Genomic DNA, 15,596 nt, shown 5'->3' with positions numbered 1-15,596 from the left:
TTAAAATCACCTTTCTAATTACGCCCACCTCATTTCTTGTCATGAGGTTTTAGTATACTATATTTTTTGAAATTTGGGACATAATCAAATGTGGTATAGTAAGACATTATCATAAATCAATCATAGTATTCAATATAAATATTAAAATTTATATTGAATACTTATTTATTTTATGATATACTACGAAGGTGAGAAAATACACACATTACTTAATTATAGGAGGGTTCCAATTTTTGGGCTTGTATAAGATGATGGTAATGGAGGTAAAAACCAAGGAGGTTATTATTAATGGCAGTTATTTCAATGAAGCAATTATTAGAGGCAGGTGTTCATTTTGGACATCAAACTAGAAGGTGGAATCCTAAAATGGCTCCGTACATATTTACAGAAAGAAACGGAATATACATTATTGATTTACAAAAGACAGTTAGAAAAATCGATGAGGCATATGACTTTATTAAATCTGTATCTGAAGAGGGTAAAGATGTCCTATTCGTAGGAACAAAAAAACAAGCTCAAGAAGCTATTAAAGCTGAATCTGTAAGAGCTGGTATGCATTTTGTAAACAATAGATGGTTAGGTGGAATGCTTACAAACTTTAAAACAATTAAAACAAGAATAGCTAGACTAGAAGCATTATACAAATTAGAAGAAGATGGAGTATTCGAAGTTCTTCCTAAAAAAGAAGTTAGTCATCTTTTAAATGAAAGAGAAAAACTTGAAAAGAATCTAGGCGGAATCAGAAGCATGGATGCAAATAAAATTGGTGCTATATTTGTTGTAGATCCAAGAAAAGAAAAAAATGCAATTTCTGAAGCTAAAATTCTTGGAATTCCTGTAGTTGCAATAGTTGACACAAACTGTGATCCAGATGAAATTGATTATGTAATCCCAGGTAATGATGATGCTATAAGAGCAGTTAAATTAATAACAGAAAGATTAGCAGATGCTATTATAGAAGGAAGACAAGGCGAACAATTAGCTGAATAATAGTAGTAATATATAGATAGAACATTTGAGGGGTAGGTGGAGGTTAATTCTTTCACGTACCCTTTATATTAGATAGGAGGAATTAATAATGATTAGTGCAAGTATGGTTAAAGAGTTAAGAGAAAGAACTGGGGCTGGAATGATGAATTGTAAAAGAGCCTTAACTGAAACAGATGGTAATTTGGATAAAGCAGTTGAACTTTTAAGAGAAAAAGGTTTGGCAGCAGCAGCAAAAAAAGCTGGAAGAATAGCTGCAGAAGGATTAGTATTTACATGTATTTCAGAAGATATGAAAGTTGGATCTGTTGTAGAAGTTAATTGTGAAACTGATTTTGTTGCTGACAATGAAGAGTTTATTACTTTAACAAAAAATATAGCAGCGCAAGCAGTACAAACTACATCAACTACTATAGAGGAATTAGTTTCTGAAAAATACATAGGTGATAAAGCAATTACTATAAGTGATGCTGTTTCAGCACTAATTGCAAAACTTGGTGAGAATATGTCTGTAAGAAGATTTCAAAAGTTCTCAATTGACAATGGTATAGTTCAAAGCTACGTTCATGGTGGTGGACGAATAGGCGTTTTAGTTGAACTTTCATGCGATAAGCAGGATGATGTTCTAACTCAGATTGCTAAAGATGTAGCAATGCAAATTGCAGCTGCTAGTCCTTTATTCTTAGACAATTCTTGTGTTGATACTGAAACTTTAGAAAAAGAAAAAGAAATATACAGAGTTCAGGCATTAAACGAAGGAAAACCAGAAAAGATTGTTGAGAAAATGGTAATGGGAAGAGTAAATAAATATTATAAAGAAGTTTGTTTACTTGAACAAGTATGGGTTAAAAATGCTGACTATACAATTACAAAATACCTTCAAGAAGAATCTAAAAAACTTGGTGCTGAAATAAAAATAACTAGATTTGTAAGATTTGAAAGAGGCGAAGGTATAGAAAAGAAGGAAGAAAACTTTGCTGAAGAAGTAAAAAGACAAGTAGAAGGTAAATAATAATTAAAGGGAACACGAAGTGTTCTCTTTTTTAAAATAAATATTTTTTAAAATAGGTAGTGCTTTAAAATGGTAATACTTTAAAATAGTTATTCATTAAATTGGTATTACTTTAAATTAGGAGGTATAATGTTTATGGACGTTGCTAAATATAAAAGAATTATGCTTAAAATTTCTGGAGAAGCTTTGGCTGGTGAAAAAGGTTTTGGTATAGATTTTGAAATAACTAATGTTATAGCACTTCAGATAAAAGAGTTAGTTAGTTTAGGTGTTGAAATAGGTATAGTGGTTGGAGCTGGGAATATATGGCGTGGTAGAAGTGGAGATGGTATGGACAGGACTACTGCAGATTATATGGGAATGATGGCAACTTGCATTAATGCATTAGCACTTCAAGATTCTTTGGAGAACATAGGAGTAAACACTAGAGTGCAAACTGCAATCGAAATGAAGGCAGTAGCAGAACCATTTATAAGAAGAAGAGCTATGAGGCATTTAGAAAAAGGCAGAGTTGTTATATTTGCTGCTGGAACCGGTAATCCATATTTTTCTACAGACACAGCAGCGGCACTTAGAGCTGCTGAAATAGAAGCTGAAGTAATTCTGCTTGCTAAAAAGGTTGATGGAGTTTACGATAAAGATCCACATATATATAGTGATGCGAAGAAGTTTGATAGTCTTACTTATCTTAATGTTCTTGAAAAAGGACTACAAGTAATGGACTCTACAGCTACATCATTATGCATGGATAATAATATACCAATATTAGTTTTTGGATTAGATAATCCTGAAAACATAAAAAAAGCAATTTTAGGAGAAAAAATTGGTACTTTAGTATCTGATTGTACTAAAGAATCAGTATAAAATGGAGGGGATTCTATGATTAAACAAATTATTAGTATTGCTGATGAAAAAATGAAAAAATCTATTGATGTTTTAAAACATGAGCTTGGAAGTTTAAAAGCAGGCAGAGCAAATGCTTCAATGCTAGATAGACTTCGTGTTGAATCTTATGGAAGTCTTGTTCCTGTAAGTCAAGTAGCAAATATATCATCACCAGAAGCTAGGGTACTTCTAATTCAACCATGGGATAAATCAACTATGAAAGAAATAGAAAAAGCTATATTAAAATCTGATTTAGGACTAAATCCATCAAATGATGGCTCTTCAATTAGATTAATTATTCCTGAACTTACTGAAGAAACAAGAAAAAATTTACTTAAAACTGTTAAAAAAACAGGTGAAGATGCTAAAGTCGCTGTTAGATCAATAAGGCGTGATGCAAATGATAAAATTAAGGCTTTGAAAAAAAATAGTGAAATTACAGAAGATGAAGTAAAAAAATCAGAAGATACAATTCAAAAGGAAACAGATAAATTTATTAAACAAGTAGACCAATTAATTGACGTTAAAGAAAAAGAAATAATGTCAGTTTAGTATATAATTTTAAATAGAACCTGCATAAATGCAGGTTCTATTTAAAATTATACTATAACTATTAAAAAGGAGAGAATTTTATTGAAAAAATTATTCGCTTTTTTAAAGAAAAATGAATGCAAAAGTAATGATTTAGAATTAGACATGACAAGAATACCTAAACATATTGCAATTATAATGGATGGTAATGGTAGATGGGCTAAAGAGCGTAATTTACCTAGAGCACTTGGCCATAAGGCTGGAGTTGAAGCAATAAGAAGAATAGTAAAAGAATGTAACAAGTTAGGGGTTGAATATTTAACTTTATATGCATTTTCAACTGAAAATTGGAATAGACCTTTAAAAGAGGTGGATTCTTTAATGAAGTTGTTAGTAGAATATTTAAAAAATGAGTTTGAGGAATTAAATGCTAATGATGTTGTTATTAATTCAATTGGTAATATTTCTAAATTGCCGCAGATATGCACAGAAGAGTTAAATCATGCTTATGATAAAACTAAGGATAATAAGGGCTTAATCTTAAATCTTGCTTTAAATTATGGGGGTAGAAATGAAATAGTGGATGCTGTAAAAGATATTTCTTTAGATTTAATAAGTGGGAAGATATCTAAAGAGGAGATAACTGAGAAGCTACTTTCGAAGCATATGTATACCAAAGCAATGCCAGACCCTGACCTTATAATAAGACCTAGTGGGGAGTTAAGATTAAGTAATTTTCTATTGTGGCAGAGCGCATACTCAGAACTTTGGTTTTCAGATATTAATTGGCCAGATTTTCATGAAACAGAGCTAAGATCTGCAATATTAGATTATCAAAAAAGAGATAGAAGATTCGGAAAGGTTAAATAGGTGGGAAATCATGAATAATAGATATATAGGGGCACTTGTTCTGGCTCCATTAATAATATTTTTATTTTTAGGGGGGGAGTATTTAAAATATATCGTAATGGTACTTTCACTTTTTGGTATGTATGAATTTTATAGGGTTTCTAGGAAGAAACACTATAAGCCAATTGGAATTGTAGGATACGTTTTATGTATTGTATATTACTTAAATATGACAAGCGATTTTTCACAGAGTTTTAATATATATATTTTGATAGCAAGTATATTTTTACTACTATGTATTCCTGTGCTAAACACAAGTTATAATTTTGTAGATATTGCACTCACTATATTTGGTTTTTTATATGTAGCAGTATTTTTTAGTTTTATAGTGTTTATAAATAATAAACCGTATGGTGAGTATTTGGTATGGATTATATTTATTTGTTCATGGGTTTGTGATACGGCAGCTTACTATAGCGGGAGGTCTTTGGGAAAAGGTGGCAAACATAAGCTATGCCCTAAAGTAAGCCCTAACAAAACAATTGAGGGCTCGATAGGGGGGCTCCTTGGAAGTGCTATTGGATGCACGATTTATGGATATGCTATTTCAACGTATGGTGTGCCTATAGAATTGTATCATTATGCTATAATTGGAATTATTTGTGGTGTATTTGGGCAAGTTGGAGATTTAATTGCATCATCAATAAAAAGGTTTGTAGGAGCAAAGGATTATTCAAGTCTTATACCGGGTCACGGTGGAATCCTAGATCGATTTGACAGTATTCTATTTGTGTCTGTGGTAGTTTTTTATTATATTACATTTATAATTGGGATATAGATATATGTATAAACATATATTCTGTTAAAGATACTATAGTTAAATCATCTCCTGCGGAGTAACAGTATTAAAGACTTCATAAGGAGATTTGAGCGCTAACTCACACAAGTGGGAGACTTTCCTTGTGAAATGTCGTTAAAAAAGTTTCAGTTTATAATGTTGCAATTAAGAAATCATATATTGAAAAGAATGCTAAAAACAATTATTAGTAAATTGGCATTCTAGCAGTATATGATTTTATTGTTACTTATAATACTTATAGGGAATAACTATAAGAAACCCATATTAATATTTGTATTTATGACGGAATAAAATGTTACAAATACTTACATTTGCTTTATTTTAGCAGATAAATATGTTATATTAAATGCTGTACAATAATTAATTAGATTAGAAAAGGGATTATATTATTTTGTAGTATTTTTAAATTTAATAACATATATATAACAAATCTTAGTTTTATAGGAATGAGGAGATTTATGTGAAGAAGCTTACTATTTTAGGAGTTACGGGGTCTATAGGAACTCAAACTTTAGATGTTATTCGGAATGATTTTAAAAATTTTAAGATTATAGGGATTTCTGCAAATACCAGTTGGGGAAAAATCATACCAATTATAGAGGAATTTAAACCTAAATATGTTGCCATGATGGATGAGGCGGCATCAATAAATCTTAAAAGATATTGCACTAAGGAAAAAATATTAACACAGATTTTGCAGGGATTAGAAGGGCTAAATTATATAAGTACAATACCTGAAATTGATATTGTAGTGACTTCTGTTGTAGGAATGATAGGACTTGTTCCAACCCTAAAAGCTATTAATGCTGGAAAAGATATTGCTTTAGCTAATAAAGAAACGCTAGTTGTAGCAGGAGATCTTGTAATGAATGCTGCAAAAAAAAACAATGTAAAAATTTTACCAGTTGATTCAGAACATGGTGCAATTTTTCAATGTCTACAAGGGAATAAACTAAAAGAGGTTAAAAAAATAATATTAACTGCATCAGGTGGACCATTTAGAGGTAAAAACAAACAAGAACTTATAGAAATAACACCTGAGGAGGCTATTAAACATCCTAAATGGAATATGGGTAGAAAAATATCAATTGATTCTTCAACGCTTATGAATAAAGGCCTAGAGGTCATAGAGGCACATTGGTTATTTGGTGTAAATTATGATAACATTCAAGTGGTAGTTCATCCTCAAAGTATAATACATTCTATGGTAGAGTACATAGATGGAAGTATAATAGCACAAATAAGTTCTGCTGATATGAGACTTCCCATTCAATACGCTATAAACTATCCTAAAAGAAACAATGCAGTTATTGATAAATTAGATTTTTATAATATGGGTAGTTTAACTTTTGAAAAACCAAATATGGATACTTTTAATTGTCTTAAATTAGCATATAGTGCAGGAAGAATGGGTGGAAACATGCCGGCTATAATGAATGCTGCTAATGAAATAGCGGTTGAACTTTTTTTAGACCACAAAATTAAATATCTTCAGATAGAACAAATTATAGGAAAGTGTATGAATAAATTTGAGCACGATGATAATCCGAATTTAGAGGGAATTTTAGAAGTTGACTTAATGGTAAGAGAATATGTAAGGAAAAATTATGATAAAAGATAGGAAGGGGAATTGTTATGGGTAGCATTATATCAAATATACCATATTATATTATGGCTATATTAGCATTTAGTCTTTTGGTTATAATACATGAATTAGGTCATTTTATTCTATGCAAGCTAAATGGGGTAAAAGTAAGTGAATTTTCCCTCGGAATGGGTCCAAAACTTTTTGGAATTAAAGGAAAAGAAACAGAGTATTTAATTAAAGCCTTTCCTATTGGCGGATATGTTAAAATGGAAGGTGAAGATGGAGGAAGTGATGATCCAAGATCTTTTACTAATAAAACTCCACTTCAAAAATTAAGCATCGTTTCTGCTGGTGCAATTATGAATTTAATTTTAGCGGTGGTATTATTTGCTATTATAGGCGCTGCGACAGGGAAAATAATTCCAGTAATAGGGGAAGTAGTCCCTAATGGTGCGGCTATGAAGGCTGGTATGCAAGTTGGAGACAAGATTACTAAGGTTAATAAAGTAAGTATAGAAAAATGGGATCAATTTACAGATGAAATTGATATTTCTAAAGGGGAAAATATAAGTATTGAAATAGAGAGAAACTCAGTGGTGAAAACATTTTCCTTAAAGCCCATTAAAAATGTAGAAGTAAATAGATTTATGGTAGGAATAGGTGGTACACTAGAAAAAATGAGCTTTGGTGAAGTCGTAAGTTATGGATTTACTAAAACTATTAGCACATCAAAACTAATTTTCGAAGTTCTTGGGACAATATTTAAGGGCAAGTTCTCTGTTAATGATGTAGGAGGACCTATAAGCATAATTAGAATCTCAACAATGGCAGCGCAAACTGGAATATTAAATTTAATGCTGTTAACTGCTATGCTTAGTGTGCAACTAGGAATATTGAATATATTGCCTTTCCCAGCACTAGATGGAGGATGGATTTTTATGTTATTATTTGAAATAATATCAGGTAAGAAATTAGATGATAAGAAAGTGGGAATTGTAAATTATATTGGATTTATGATTTTAATGGCATTTATGGTGTTTATAGTCATAAAGGATATAGTGAGTCCAATGAAATTCTAGGAGATGAACACTGTGGAATTAAAACAAACAAAGAAGATAAAAATTGGGAATATATATATAGGTGGAGATTCAAAGGTAGCAGTTCAGTCAATGACAAATACAGATACAAGAGACGTAGATGCTACTATAAAACAAATTCTTGAGCTAGAAGAAGCAGGGTGCGACATTGTACGTTGCGCGGTGCCTGATATGGAGGCAGCAGAGGCTGTTAAAAACATAATGAGTGGAATCCATATTCCACTAGTTGCAGATATTCATTTTGATTATAAACTTGCTTTAAAATCTATTGAAAATGGTATATCTAAATTAAGAATTAATCCAGGTAACATCGGAAGTGTTGATAAAATTAAATTAGTTGCAGATGCGGCTAAAGCTAAGAATATTCCTATTAGAATTGGAGTAAATTCAGGCTCATTAGAAAAGGATATTCTTGCAAAGTATGGTCATGTATGCGCGCAGGCTCTAGTCGAAAGTGCTTTAAGGCATGTTGAAATATTAGAAAATTTGAATTTTTATGATATAGTTATTTCTATAAAATCATCAGATGTTTCTATGATGATTGAAAGTTACAAATTATTATCAGCAAAAGTAAATTATCCACTGCATCTTGGTGTTACTGAGGCTGGAACTACATGGCGAGGAACAATAAAATCAAGTATAGGTATTGGAGCGCTATTAGCGCAGGGTATTGGGGATACTATTAGGGTATCTTTAACTGGGGATGTATTAGATGAGGTTAAGGTTGGAATAGAGATTCTAAAATCATTAGGTTACATAGAAGATGGGATAAGATTTGTATCATGTCCAACTTGCGGTAGAACTCAAATTAATCTTATAGCAATTGCAAATGAAGTAGAGGAAAGATTGAAAAATTGCAATAAAAATATAAAGATTGCAATTATGGGGTGTGTGGTTAATGGGCCAGGTGAGGCAAGAGAAGCTGATATTGGAATAGCTGGTGGAAATGGCAAAGGCCTAATATTTAAAAAAGGTGAAATAATTAAAACTGTTAAGGAAGAAGATCTGGTTGAAGAACTTATTCTCGAGATAGATAAACTATAAAATGTCGTTTCAGGAGGAATAAAAATGGATGTCAGCTTAGCTGAGATGCTTAAAAATGATTTTAATTTAAATGAAGAAACATTAAAAGATGATATTAAGGTATTGAGGGTTCAATACCTTAAAAAAAGCAATAAATTAAGAGTACTAATAAAATCTTTTGATGATATAGATGATAATAAAAAACTATATATAAAAAATATTATTTCAAAAAGATTATGTAGTTTTGAAGATATACAATTGGTTTGTTACAGGGATGTATCAAACGCTACATTAGAAGATGTAAAAGAAAAATTTTGGTTAGATGTCGTTAACGTAATAGCCTCATCACAACCATCTAGTAAAGATAGTTTGCTTAAATCTTCTAGGATAATTGAAGGTGGAATGCTTAAAATTCAGTGTGGCAATGATTTTATGTGCAAAATTTTAAGAGATAAAAACATAGAGATTCTTATAAAGAATACTATAAATGATATGTTTGGAATTAATTCGCAGGTTAAGTTAGAACATAACAGTGCACTTTCTAAAGGGGATTTCTTTGGTAAAAAAGATAAAGAAAATGAAGTTATAATAAAAGAAATTATTAAGAATATTAGTACAGAAAAGAGGGACAAACCTCAAGGTAGTGCTCAAAATGGTGATAAAGCAAATAAATTCAGTAGGCCAGGCTTTAGGAAAGATGAAGCTGCTGATGAAAACACTATAATGGGAAGAAATATAAAAAGTGATAGTATAGGAATTAGTGAGATAGACGAAGCTTCAGGAATAGTAAGCATCTGTGGAGATATTTTTAAAATTAAAATTATCGAAACAAAAACTGGCAGAATAATTATTACATTTTATATTACCGACTATTCAAGTTCTATTACCGTAAAATGTTTTCCAAAACCTAAAGATGTAGAAAAAATAATGGACGAAATTAAAGTAGGTCTTTTTTGTAAGGTACGAGGAGAAGCAAGCTATGATACCTATGCAAAAGAAGTCGTTGTAATGGCAAAGGATATAGTAAAACTTAAAAAAATAGAGAGAATGGATACTGCAAGCGAGAAAAGAGTTGAACTTCATTTGCATACACAAATGAGTGCAATGGATGGTATAACTCCAGCATCTAAACTTGTTGAAAGAGCATCAAAATGGGGACATAGAGCAGTAGCAATAACTGATCATGGTGTGGTTCAAGCATTTCCAGAAGCTATGGACGCAGCTAAAAAAAATAAAATTAAAGTTATTTATGGTGTAGAGGGATACTTAGTAGATGATGGACAACCTATAGTAGTTAATAATCATAATGAAAGCTTAGATGACAGCTTTGTAGTTTTTGATTTGGAGACAACAGGGCTTTCCAGCGAAAATGATAGAATTACTGAAATTGGCGCAGTTAAAATAGAAAACGGAAAAATAGTAGATAGATTTAATGAATTCGTAAATCCACAAATGGACATACCTTATAAGATTACAGAACTTACTGGAATTACAAATGATATGGTTCTAGGCGCGGAAACTATTGAAGAGATACTTCCTAAATTTTTAGAGTTTGCAAGAGGTAGCGTGGTAGTAGCTCATAATGCCAACTTTGATGCATCTTTTATAAAAAAGAATTCGCAGAGGCTCAATTTAAAGTTTGAGAATGCAGTTTTGGACACAATTCCCTTAGCTAAGTATTTACTTCCAGACCTTAAAACATTTAAATTAAATGTTGTAGCCAAGCATTTGGGAATATCCCTTGAAAATCATCATAGAGCTGTAGATGATGCTAAAGCTACTGCGGATATACTGTTACATTGTTTTGGACTTCTTAGAGAAAAAAATATTTTAGACCTAGATACTTTAAATAAAGAATTTTTAGGAGACTTCAATGTAAAAAAAGCAAACTCTTATCATGTTATTATTTTGGTCAAAAACCTTATAGGCCTAAAAAATCTTTATAAGCTTATTTCATTTTCAAATTTAGACTATTTTCATAGAAGACCTAGGCTGCCTAAAACATTAATTGAAGAATATAGAGATGGTCTTATAGTTGGATCAGCATGTGAAGCTGGTCAAGTATATAAGGAAGTGCTTCAAGGTAAATCAGAAGAAGAACTTAAGAAGATTATAAAATTTTATGATTATCTAGAAATTCAACCTCTTCTAAACAATAAATTTATGATTAAGAATGGGATAGTAAAAGATGAAAGTGAATTAATGGATATTAATAGAAAAATATGTAAACTGGGAGAAAATAATAACCTGCCAGTAGTTGCTACAGGGGATGTACATTTTTTAGATCCTTCTGACGAAGTTTTCAGACAAATTTTAATGGCTGGTAAAGGATTTTCGGATGCAGATGATCAACCGCCACTATATTTTAAAACCACTAATGAAATGCTAAAAGAGTTTTCATATTTAGGTGAAAAAAAATGTAGAGAAGTTGTAATTTGTAACCCGAACGAAATTGCAGATATGATAGAGGTTATAAAACCAATACCAGATGGGACATTTACACCCACAATACCAGGTGCAGAAGATGATATTCGAAAGATGACCTGGGATAAGGTTCATTCTATATATGGGGAAGAATTGCCTGAGATAGTTCAAAAAAGATTGGAAAAGGAATTAAACTCTATTATAGGTAATGGATATGCTGTACTTTACTTAATAGCTGAAAAATTAGTAGCAAAGTCACTTGCAGATGGTTATTTAGTAGGTTCAAGAGGCTCGGTTGGATCCTCTTTTGCAGCTAATATGTCTAATATAACAGAAGTAAATGGATTACCACCTCATTATGTATGCCCAAATTGTAAAAAAAGTGAATTCATTTTAGACGGATCGGTTGGTTCAGGTGCTGATTTACCTGATAAAGATTGTCCAAGTTGTGGAACACTTTATGTTAAAGATGGTCACGATATCCCATTTGAAACTTTCTTAGGCTTTGAAGGAGATAAAGAGCCAGATATAGATTTGAATTTCTCTGGTGAAAATCAAGCAGATATACATAGGTATACAGAAGTGTTGTTTGGTAAGGGTCATACTTTCAAGGCGGGAACAATTGGAACTATTGCTGAGAAAACTGCTTATGGATATGTAAAAAAATATTTAGGTGAAAAAGATATTATGGTGCCTCAAGCTGAAATAGACCGACTAGTCCTGGGATGTACTGGGGTTAAAAGGACATCAGGGCAACATCCAGGTGGGATAATGGTTGTACCAAGCGACAATGAAATATATAATTTTTGCCCAGTACAGCACCCCGCTGATGACCCAAAATCTGATATTATTACAACACATTTTGATTATCATTCTATAAGTGGAAGGCTTCTGAAACTTGATATTCTTGGACATGATGATCCTACAATGCTTAAAATGCTTCAAGATTTAACAGGTCTTGACCCTATAACTATTCCACTATCTGACTCTAAAGTTATAAGTTTATTTACGTCTCCAGTTGCATTAGGGTTAACAGTTAAAGAATTGGGTTGTGAGGTTGGAAGTTACGGTGTACCTGAATTTGGTACAAAATTTGTTAGACAAATGCTTTTGGATACGCAACCTAAATCTTTTTCAGATTTAGTTAGAATATCTGGACTATCTCATGGTACAGACGTATGGATTAATAATGCACAATATTATATTAAAGAAGGATTTACAACACTAAAAGATTGTATTTCTACAAGAGATGATATAATGGTTTATCTAATGCAGAAAACTCTTGAACCTAAGACTGCTTTTACTATAATGGAGAAAGTGAGAAAAGGTAAAGGACTTACAGAAGATGATGAACTAGTAATGAGAGAGCATGATGTGCCAGATTGGTATATTGGATCATGTAAAAAAATAAAGTATATGTTTCCTAAAGGTCATGCTGTTGCATATGTAATGATGGCTGTAAGAATAGCATATTATAAGGTTTATTACCCAAAGGAGTATTACGCTACATTTTTCACTATAAGGGCAGACGATTTTGATGCTAATTTAATTTCAAAAGGTGAAAGTGCAATAAAAGTAAAAATAGATGAACTAGAAGCACTAGGCAAGGATATAGGAATGAAAGAAAAAGGACTTCTTACAGCGCTAGAGCTATCTTACGAAATGTTTAAAAGAGGGATAAAGCTATTACATGTAGATCTCTACAAGTCTGAGGCAGTTAAATTTACAATCGAAGGTGATTCAATAAGACCACCATTAAGTGGACTTGAAGGTGTAGGTGAAAATGCTGCTAAGAGTATAGTAATAGTAAGGCTAGAAGGTGAGTTTATATCAAAGGAAGATTTGAGAACTCGTTGTAAAATTTCTAAAACAGTTATTGAATCATTAGATAAACATGGCTGTTTAAAAGGTCTTCCTAATACAAATCAGTTGTCATTTTTTTAGAGAAATGTAATTAACCCTTGAATTAGCAAATTTTATATGATAGAATAATATATATTAGTTACCTTTGGTAATTTTATTGTATGAGAGTAGGCCCGCCTACTCTCATATTTATTAAAACGCAACTCATGGTTGCGTTTTAATTATAATATTATGTATAATTATGCTAATAATTGTAGAAATACTAATAAAAGGAGGGTGTTAAAATGAGAAATGATACCTTGTTACAAAAACTTAAAAAAATAGTTCTGCCAATAGTGGAAAAAAATAATTGTGAATTATATTATTTGGAATATGTAAAAGAAGCAGGAGAAAATTTCCTGAGGATTTATATAGATAGTTCTAATGGAATATCTTTAGAAGATTGTGAAAAAACAAGCAGGGCAGTAAGTGAAATATTGGATGTAGAGGATCCAATAACCAATGGTTATTGTTTAGAAGTGTCTTCTCCGGGCATTGAAAGGGTTTTATATAATGATAGTCATCTAGAAAAATACATAGGCCAAAATGTACTAGTTAATTTAAATAGTCTGTATGAAGGCTTTAAAAAGCTTGAGGGCAATTTATTAGGATTTTCTGATGTACAAATAGAAATTCAACATGATGGGGATAATATATCTATTCCAAGAGAAAAAATTTCCATTGTGAGTTTGAAACCGATGCTGTAAGGAGGAAGTTAATATGAATCAGGATTTTATTGAAGCATTGAGAGAAATTGTGGAGCAAAAGGGAGTCAGTGAAGACTTGCTTTTTGAAACTATTGAAGATGCATTAGTTGCAGCTTATAAGAAAAACTTTGCTACATTATCTAATGCAAGCCAGGATGTAAAAGTAACAATGAATAGAGAAACGGGAGATATACATGTTTATGGTCAAAAAACAGTTGTAGAAGAAGTAGTCGAAGATGTTAATGAAATATCACTTGATGATGCTAAAGAATATAGTCCTAAATATCAAATTGGTGATATTGTTGATATCGAAGTTACTCCAAGAAAATTTGGTAGAATAGCGGCGCAATCTGCAAAACAAGTAGTTATACAAAGAATCAAAGAAGCTGAAAGAAATATAATATATAACGAGTTCATAACTAAAGAATTTGATATTATTACTGGAAGTGTTATAAGAAAAGACAGAGGTAATGTATTTATAGATTTAGGTAAAATTGAAGCTGTACTTGGTGCAACTGAGCAAATGCCTGGTGAAGAATATAATTTTAATGAAAAATTGAAATTATATATTGTTGAGGTTAAAAATACTACTAAAGGTGCTCAAGTAGGAGTGTCTAGAACTCATCCAGGTCTTGTAAAACGTTTATTTGAACTAGAGGTTCCAGAAGTTTTTGGTGGTATAGTTGAAATAAAAAGTATTTCAAGGGAAGCTGGTTCAAGAACTAAGATTGCAGTATATTCTAATGATGAAAATGTTGATGCTATGGGAGCTTGCGTAGGACCAAAAGGTGTCAGAGTTCAAAATATAGTTAATGAATTAAGAAACGAAAAGATAGATATTATTAAATGGAGTAAAAAACCAGAAGAGTATATTTCAAACGCTTTAAGTCCATCTAAAGTATTGAATGTAATAGTTGAAGAAAACTCTAAATCTGCAAAGGTTATAGTGGAAGATAATCAATTATCTTTAGCTATTGGAAAAGAAGGTCAGAATGTAAGACTTGCTGCAAGACTAACAGGTTGGAAAATTGATATTAAAAGTAGAACACAAGCACAATATAAGATGGAAGATGTTGAAAATGAAGTAATTGAAACTATTACGCAGGAGTAGGTGACGCTTTATGAAAGTTAAAAAAATACCTCAGCGCATGTGTACGGGTTGCATGGAAATGAAAAGTAAAAAAGAATTATTACGCATAGTTAATAGTAAAGAAGGGGAAATATCTGTAGATTTAACTGGGAAAAAGCCAGGTAGAGGTGCATATATTTGCAAGAGCATAGAATGTTTTGAAAAATCATTTAAGACAAAAAGACTAGAGCGAAATTTAGGCGGTAAAATAAGCGATGAAATTTATGGTAAACTAAAGGATGAGATAGATGATGAATAATAAATTTTTTCAGTTTTTAGGGTTAACTAAAAAAGCGGGAAAACTTATTGAAGGTTACAATCAATGTGAAGATGCGTTATCACATAGGAGAGGAACTCTTATAATTTTATCTCAGGAAAGTGCTACTAATACTAAAGATAAGTTTAAAAGATTTGCAGTTAAAAATGTTATACCTCTTATCGAGGGAGTATCTAATGAGACTTTAGGTAAGTACCTTGGAAGAGAAGAAATTAATGTTTTGTGTGTTAATGATAAAAAAATGAGTAATAAGCTATTAAGCTTATGGAATGAAAATAATGAGAATTTAGAAATAAATGATAAAAAAGACGAAGATAATGAATAAA

14 protein-coding genes are annotated in these 15,596 nt (G+C 31.3%); all 14 read left to right on the top strand.

Features of this window, described 5'->3' with window-relative positions:
- Nucleotides 1-288: 288 nt before the first annotated feature.
- The 14 genes from rpsB to ACREVX_RS15915 all read left to right on the top strand — a co-directional run bounded on the left by rpsB (nucleotide 289) and on the right by ACREVX_RS15915 (nucleotide 15,595).
- Entirely contained in the window at nucleotides 289-990 is a 702-nt protein-coding gene (gene rpsB, locus ACREVX_RS15980; RefSeq protein ID WP_431545211.1) for a 30S ribosomal protein S2, read from the top strand.
- A gap of 88 nt (nucleotides 991-1,078) precedes the next feature.
- A complete protein-coding gene (gene tsf / locus ACREVX_RS15975; RefSeq protein ID WP_431545210.1) occupies nucleotides 1,079-1,999 on the top strand; it encodes a translation elongation factor Ts in 921 nt (306 codons plus the stop codon).
- A 135-nt stretch (nucleotides 2,000-2,134) separates the two neighbouring features.
- Complete coding sequence (pyrH, locus tag ACREVX_RS15970; protein WP_431545209.1) at nucleotides 2,135-2,863, top strand: UMP kinase; 729 nt, start codon at nucleotides 2,135-2,137, stop codon at nucleotides 2,861-2,863.
- A gap of 15 nt (nucleotides 2,864-2,878) precedes the next feature.
- Nucleotides 2,879-3,436: a ribosome recycling factor gene (gene frr, locus ACREVX_RS15965; RefSeq protein ID WP_431545208.1), complete on the top strand. Its 558-nt coding sequence runs from the start codon at nucleotides 2,879-2,881 to the stop codon at nucleotides 3,434-3,436.
- 144 nt (nucleotides 3,437-3,580) lie between these two features.
- Nucleotides 3,581-4,285 carry an undecaprenyl pyrophosphate synthase gene (gene uppS, locus ACREVX_RS15960; RefSeq protein ID WP_431545213.1) on the top strand — a complete coding sequence of 235 codons (705 nt, stop codon included), beginning with the start codon at nucleotides 3,581-3,583 and terminating at the stop codon, nucleotides 4,283-4,285.
- 10 nt (nucleotides 4,286-4,295) lie between these two features.
- Entirely contained in the window at nucleotides 4,296-5,102 is an 807-nt protein-coding gene (locus tag ACREVX_RS15955; RefSeq protein WP_431545207.1) for a phosphatidate cytidylyltransferase, read from the top strand.
- A 481-nt stretch (nucleotides 5,103-5,583) separates the two neighbouring features.
- On the top strand, nucleotides 5,584-6,744 hold the full coding sequence (gene dxr, locus ACREVX_RS15950) for a 1-deoxy-D-xylulose-5-phosphate reductoisomerase (RefSeq protein WP_431545206.1): 1,161 nt from the start codon (nucleotides 5,584-5,586) through the stop codon (nucleotides 6,742-6,744).
- Nucleotides 6,745-6,758: 14 nt separating this feature from the next.
- Nucleotides 6,759-7,790 (top strand): RIP metalloprotease RseP, encoded by a 1,032-nt coding sequence (gene rseP, locus ACREVX_RS15945; RefSeq protein WP_431545205.1) that lies wholly within the window; start codon nucleotides 6,759-6,761, stop codon nucleotides 7,788-7,790.
- A 12-nt stretch (nucleotides 7,791-7,802) separates the two neighbouring features.
- Nucleotides 7,803-8,852, top strand: coding sequence for a flavodoxin-dependent (E)-4-hydroxy-3-methylbut-2-enyl-diphosphate synthase (ispG, locus tag ACREVX_RS15940; RefSeq protein ID WP_431545204.1), 1,050 nt, complete (start codon nucleotides 7,803-7,805; stop codon nucleotides 8,850-8,852).
- A gap of 24 nt (nucleotides 8,853-8,876) precedes the next feature.
- Nucleotides 8,877-13,199 (top strand): PolC-type DNA polymerase III, encoded by a 4,323-nt coding sequence (locus ACREVX_RS15935; RefSeq protein WP_431545203.1) that lies wholly within the window; start codon nucleotides 8,877-8,879, stop codon nucleotides 13,197-13,199.
- Nucleotides 13,200-13,402: 203 nt separating this feature from the next.
- Nucleotides 13,403-13,864 carry a ribosome maturation factor RimP gene (gene rimP, locus ACREVX_RS15930; protein ID WP_431545202.1) on the top strand — a complete coding sequence of 154 codons (462 nt, stop codon included), beginning with the start codon at nucleotides 13,403-13,405 and terminating at the stop codon, nucleotides 13,862-13,864.
- A gap of 13 nt (nucleotides 13,865-13,877) precedes the next feature.
- A complete protein-coding gene (gene nusA, locus ACREVX_RS15925; RefSeq protein ID WP_431545201.1) occupies nucleotides 13,878-14,975 on the top strand; it encodes a transcription termination factor NusA in 1,098 nt (365 codons plus the stop codon).
- Between the two features lie 10 nt (nucleotides 14,976-14,985).
- On the top strand, nucleotides 14,986-15,252 hold the full coding sequence (gene rnpM, locus ACREVX_RS15920; RefSeq protein WP_431545200.1) for an RNase P modulator RnpM: 267 nt from the start codon (nucleotides 14,986-14,988) through the stop codon (nucleotides 15,250-15,252).
- Nucleotides 15,242-15,595: a ribosomal L7Ae/L30e/S12e/Gadd45 family protein gene (locus tag ACREVX_RS15915; protein WP_431545199.1), complete on the top strand. Its 354-nt coding sequence runs from the start codon at nucleotides 15,242-15,244 to the stop codon at nucleotides 15,593-15,595. The genes rnpM and ACREVX_RS15915 overlap by 11 nt, the downstream gene beginning before the upstream one ends.
- Nucleotide 15,596 lies beyond the last annotated feature (1 nt).

Source organism: Clostridium sp., assembly GCF_050717545.1.
In the GTDB taxonomy this organism is placed as follows: domain Bacteria; phylum Bacillota; class Clostridia; order Clostridiales; family Clostridiaceae; genus Clostridium_AD.
The sequence above is the reverse complement of the archived record's forward strand: the minus strand, read 5'-3'. Positions and strand labels throughout refer to the sequence as shown.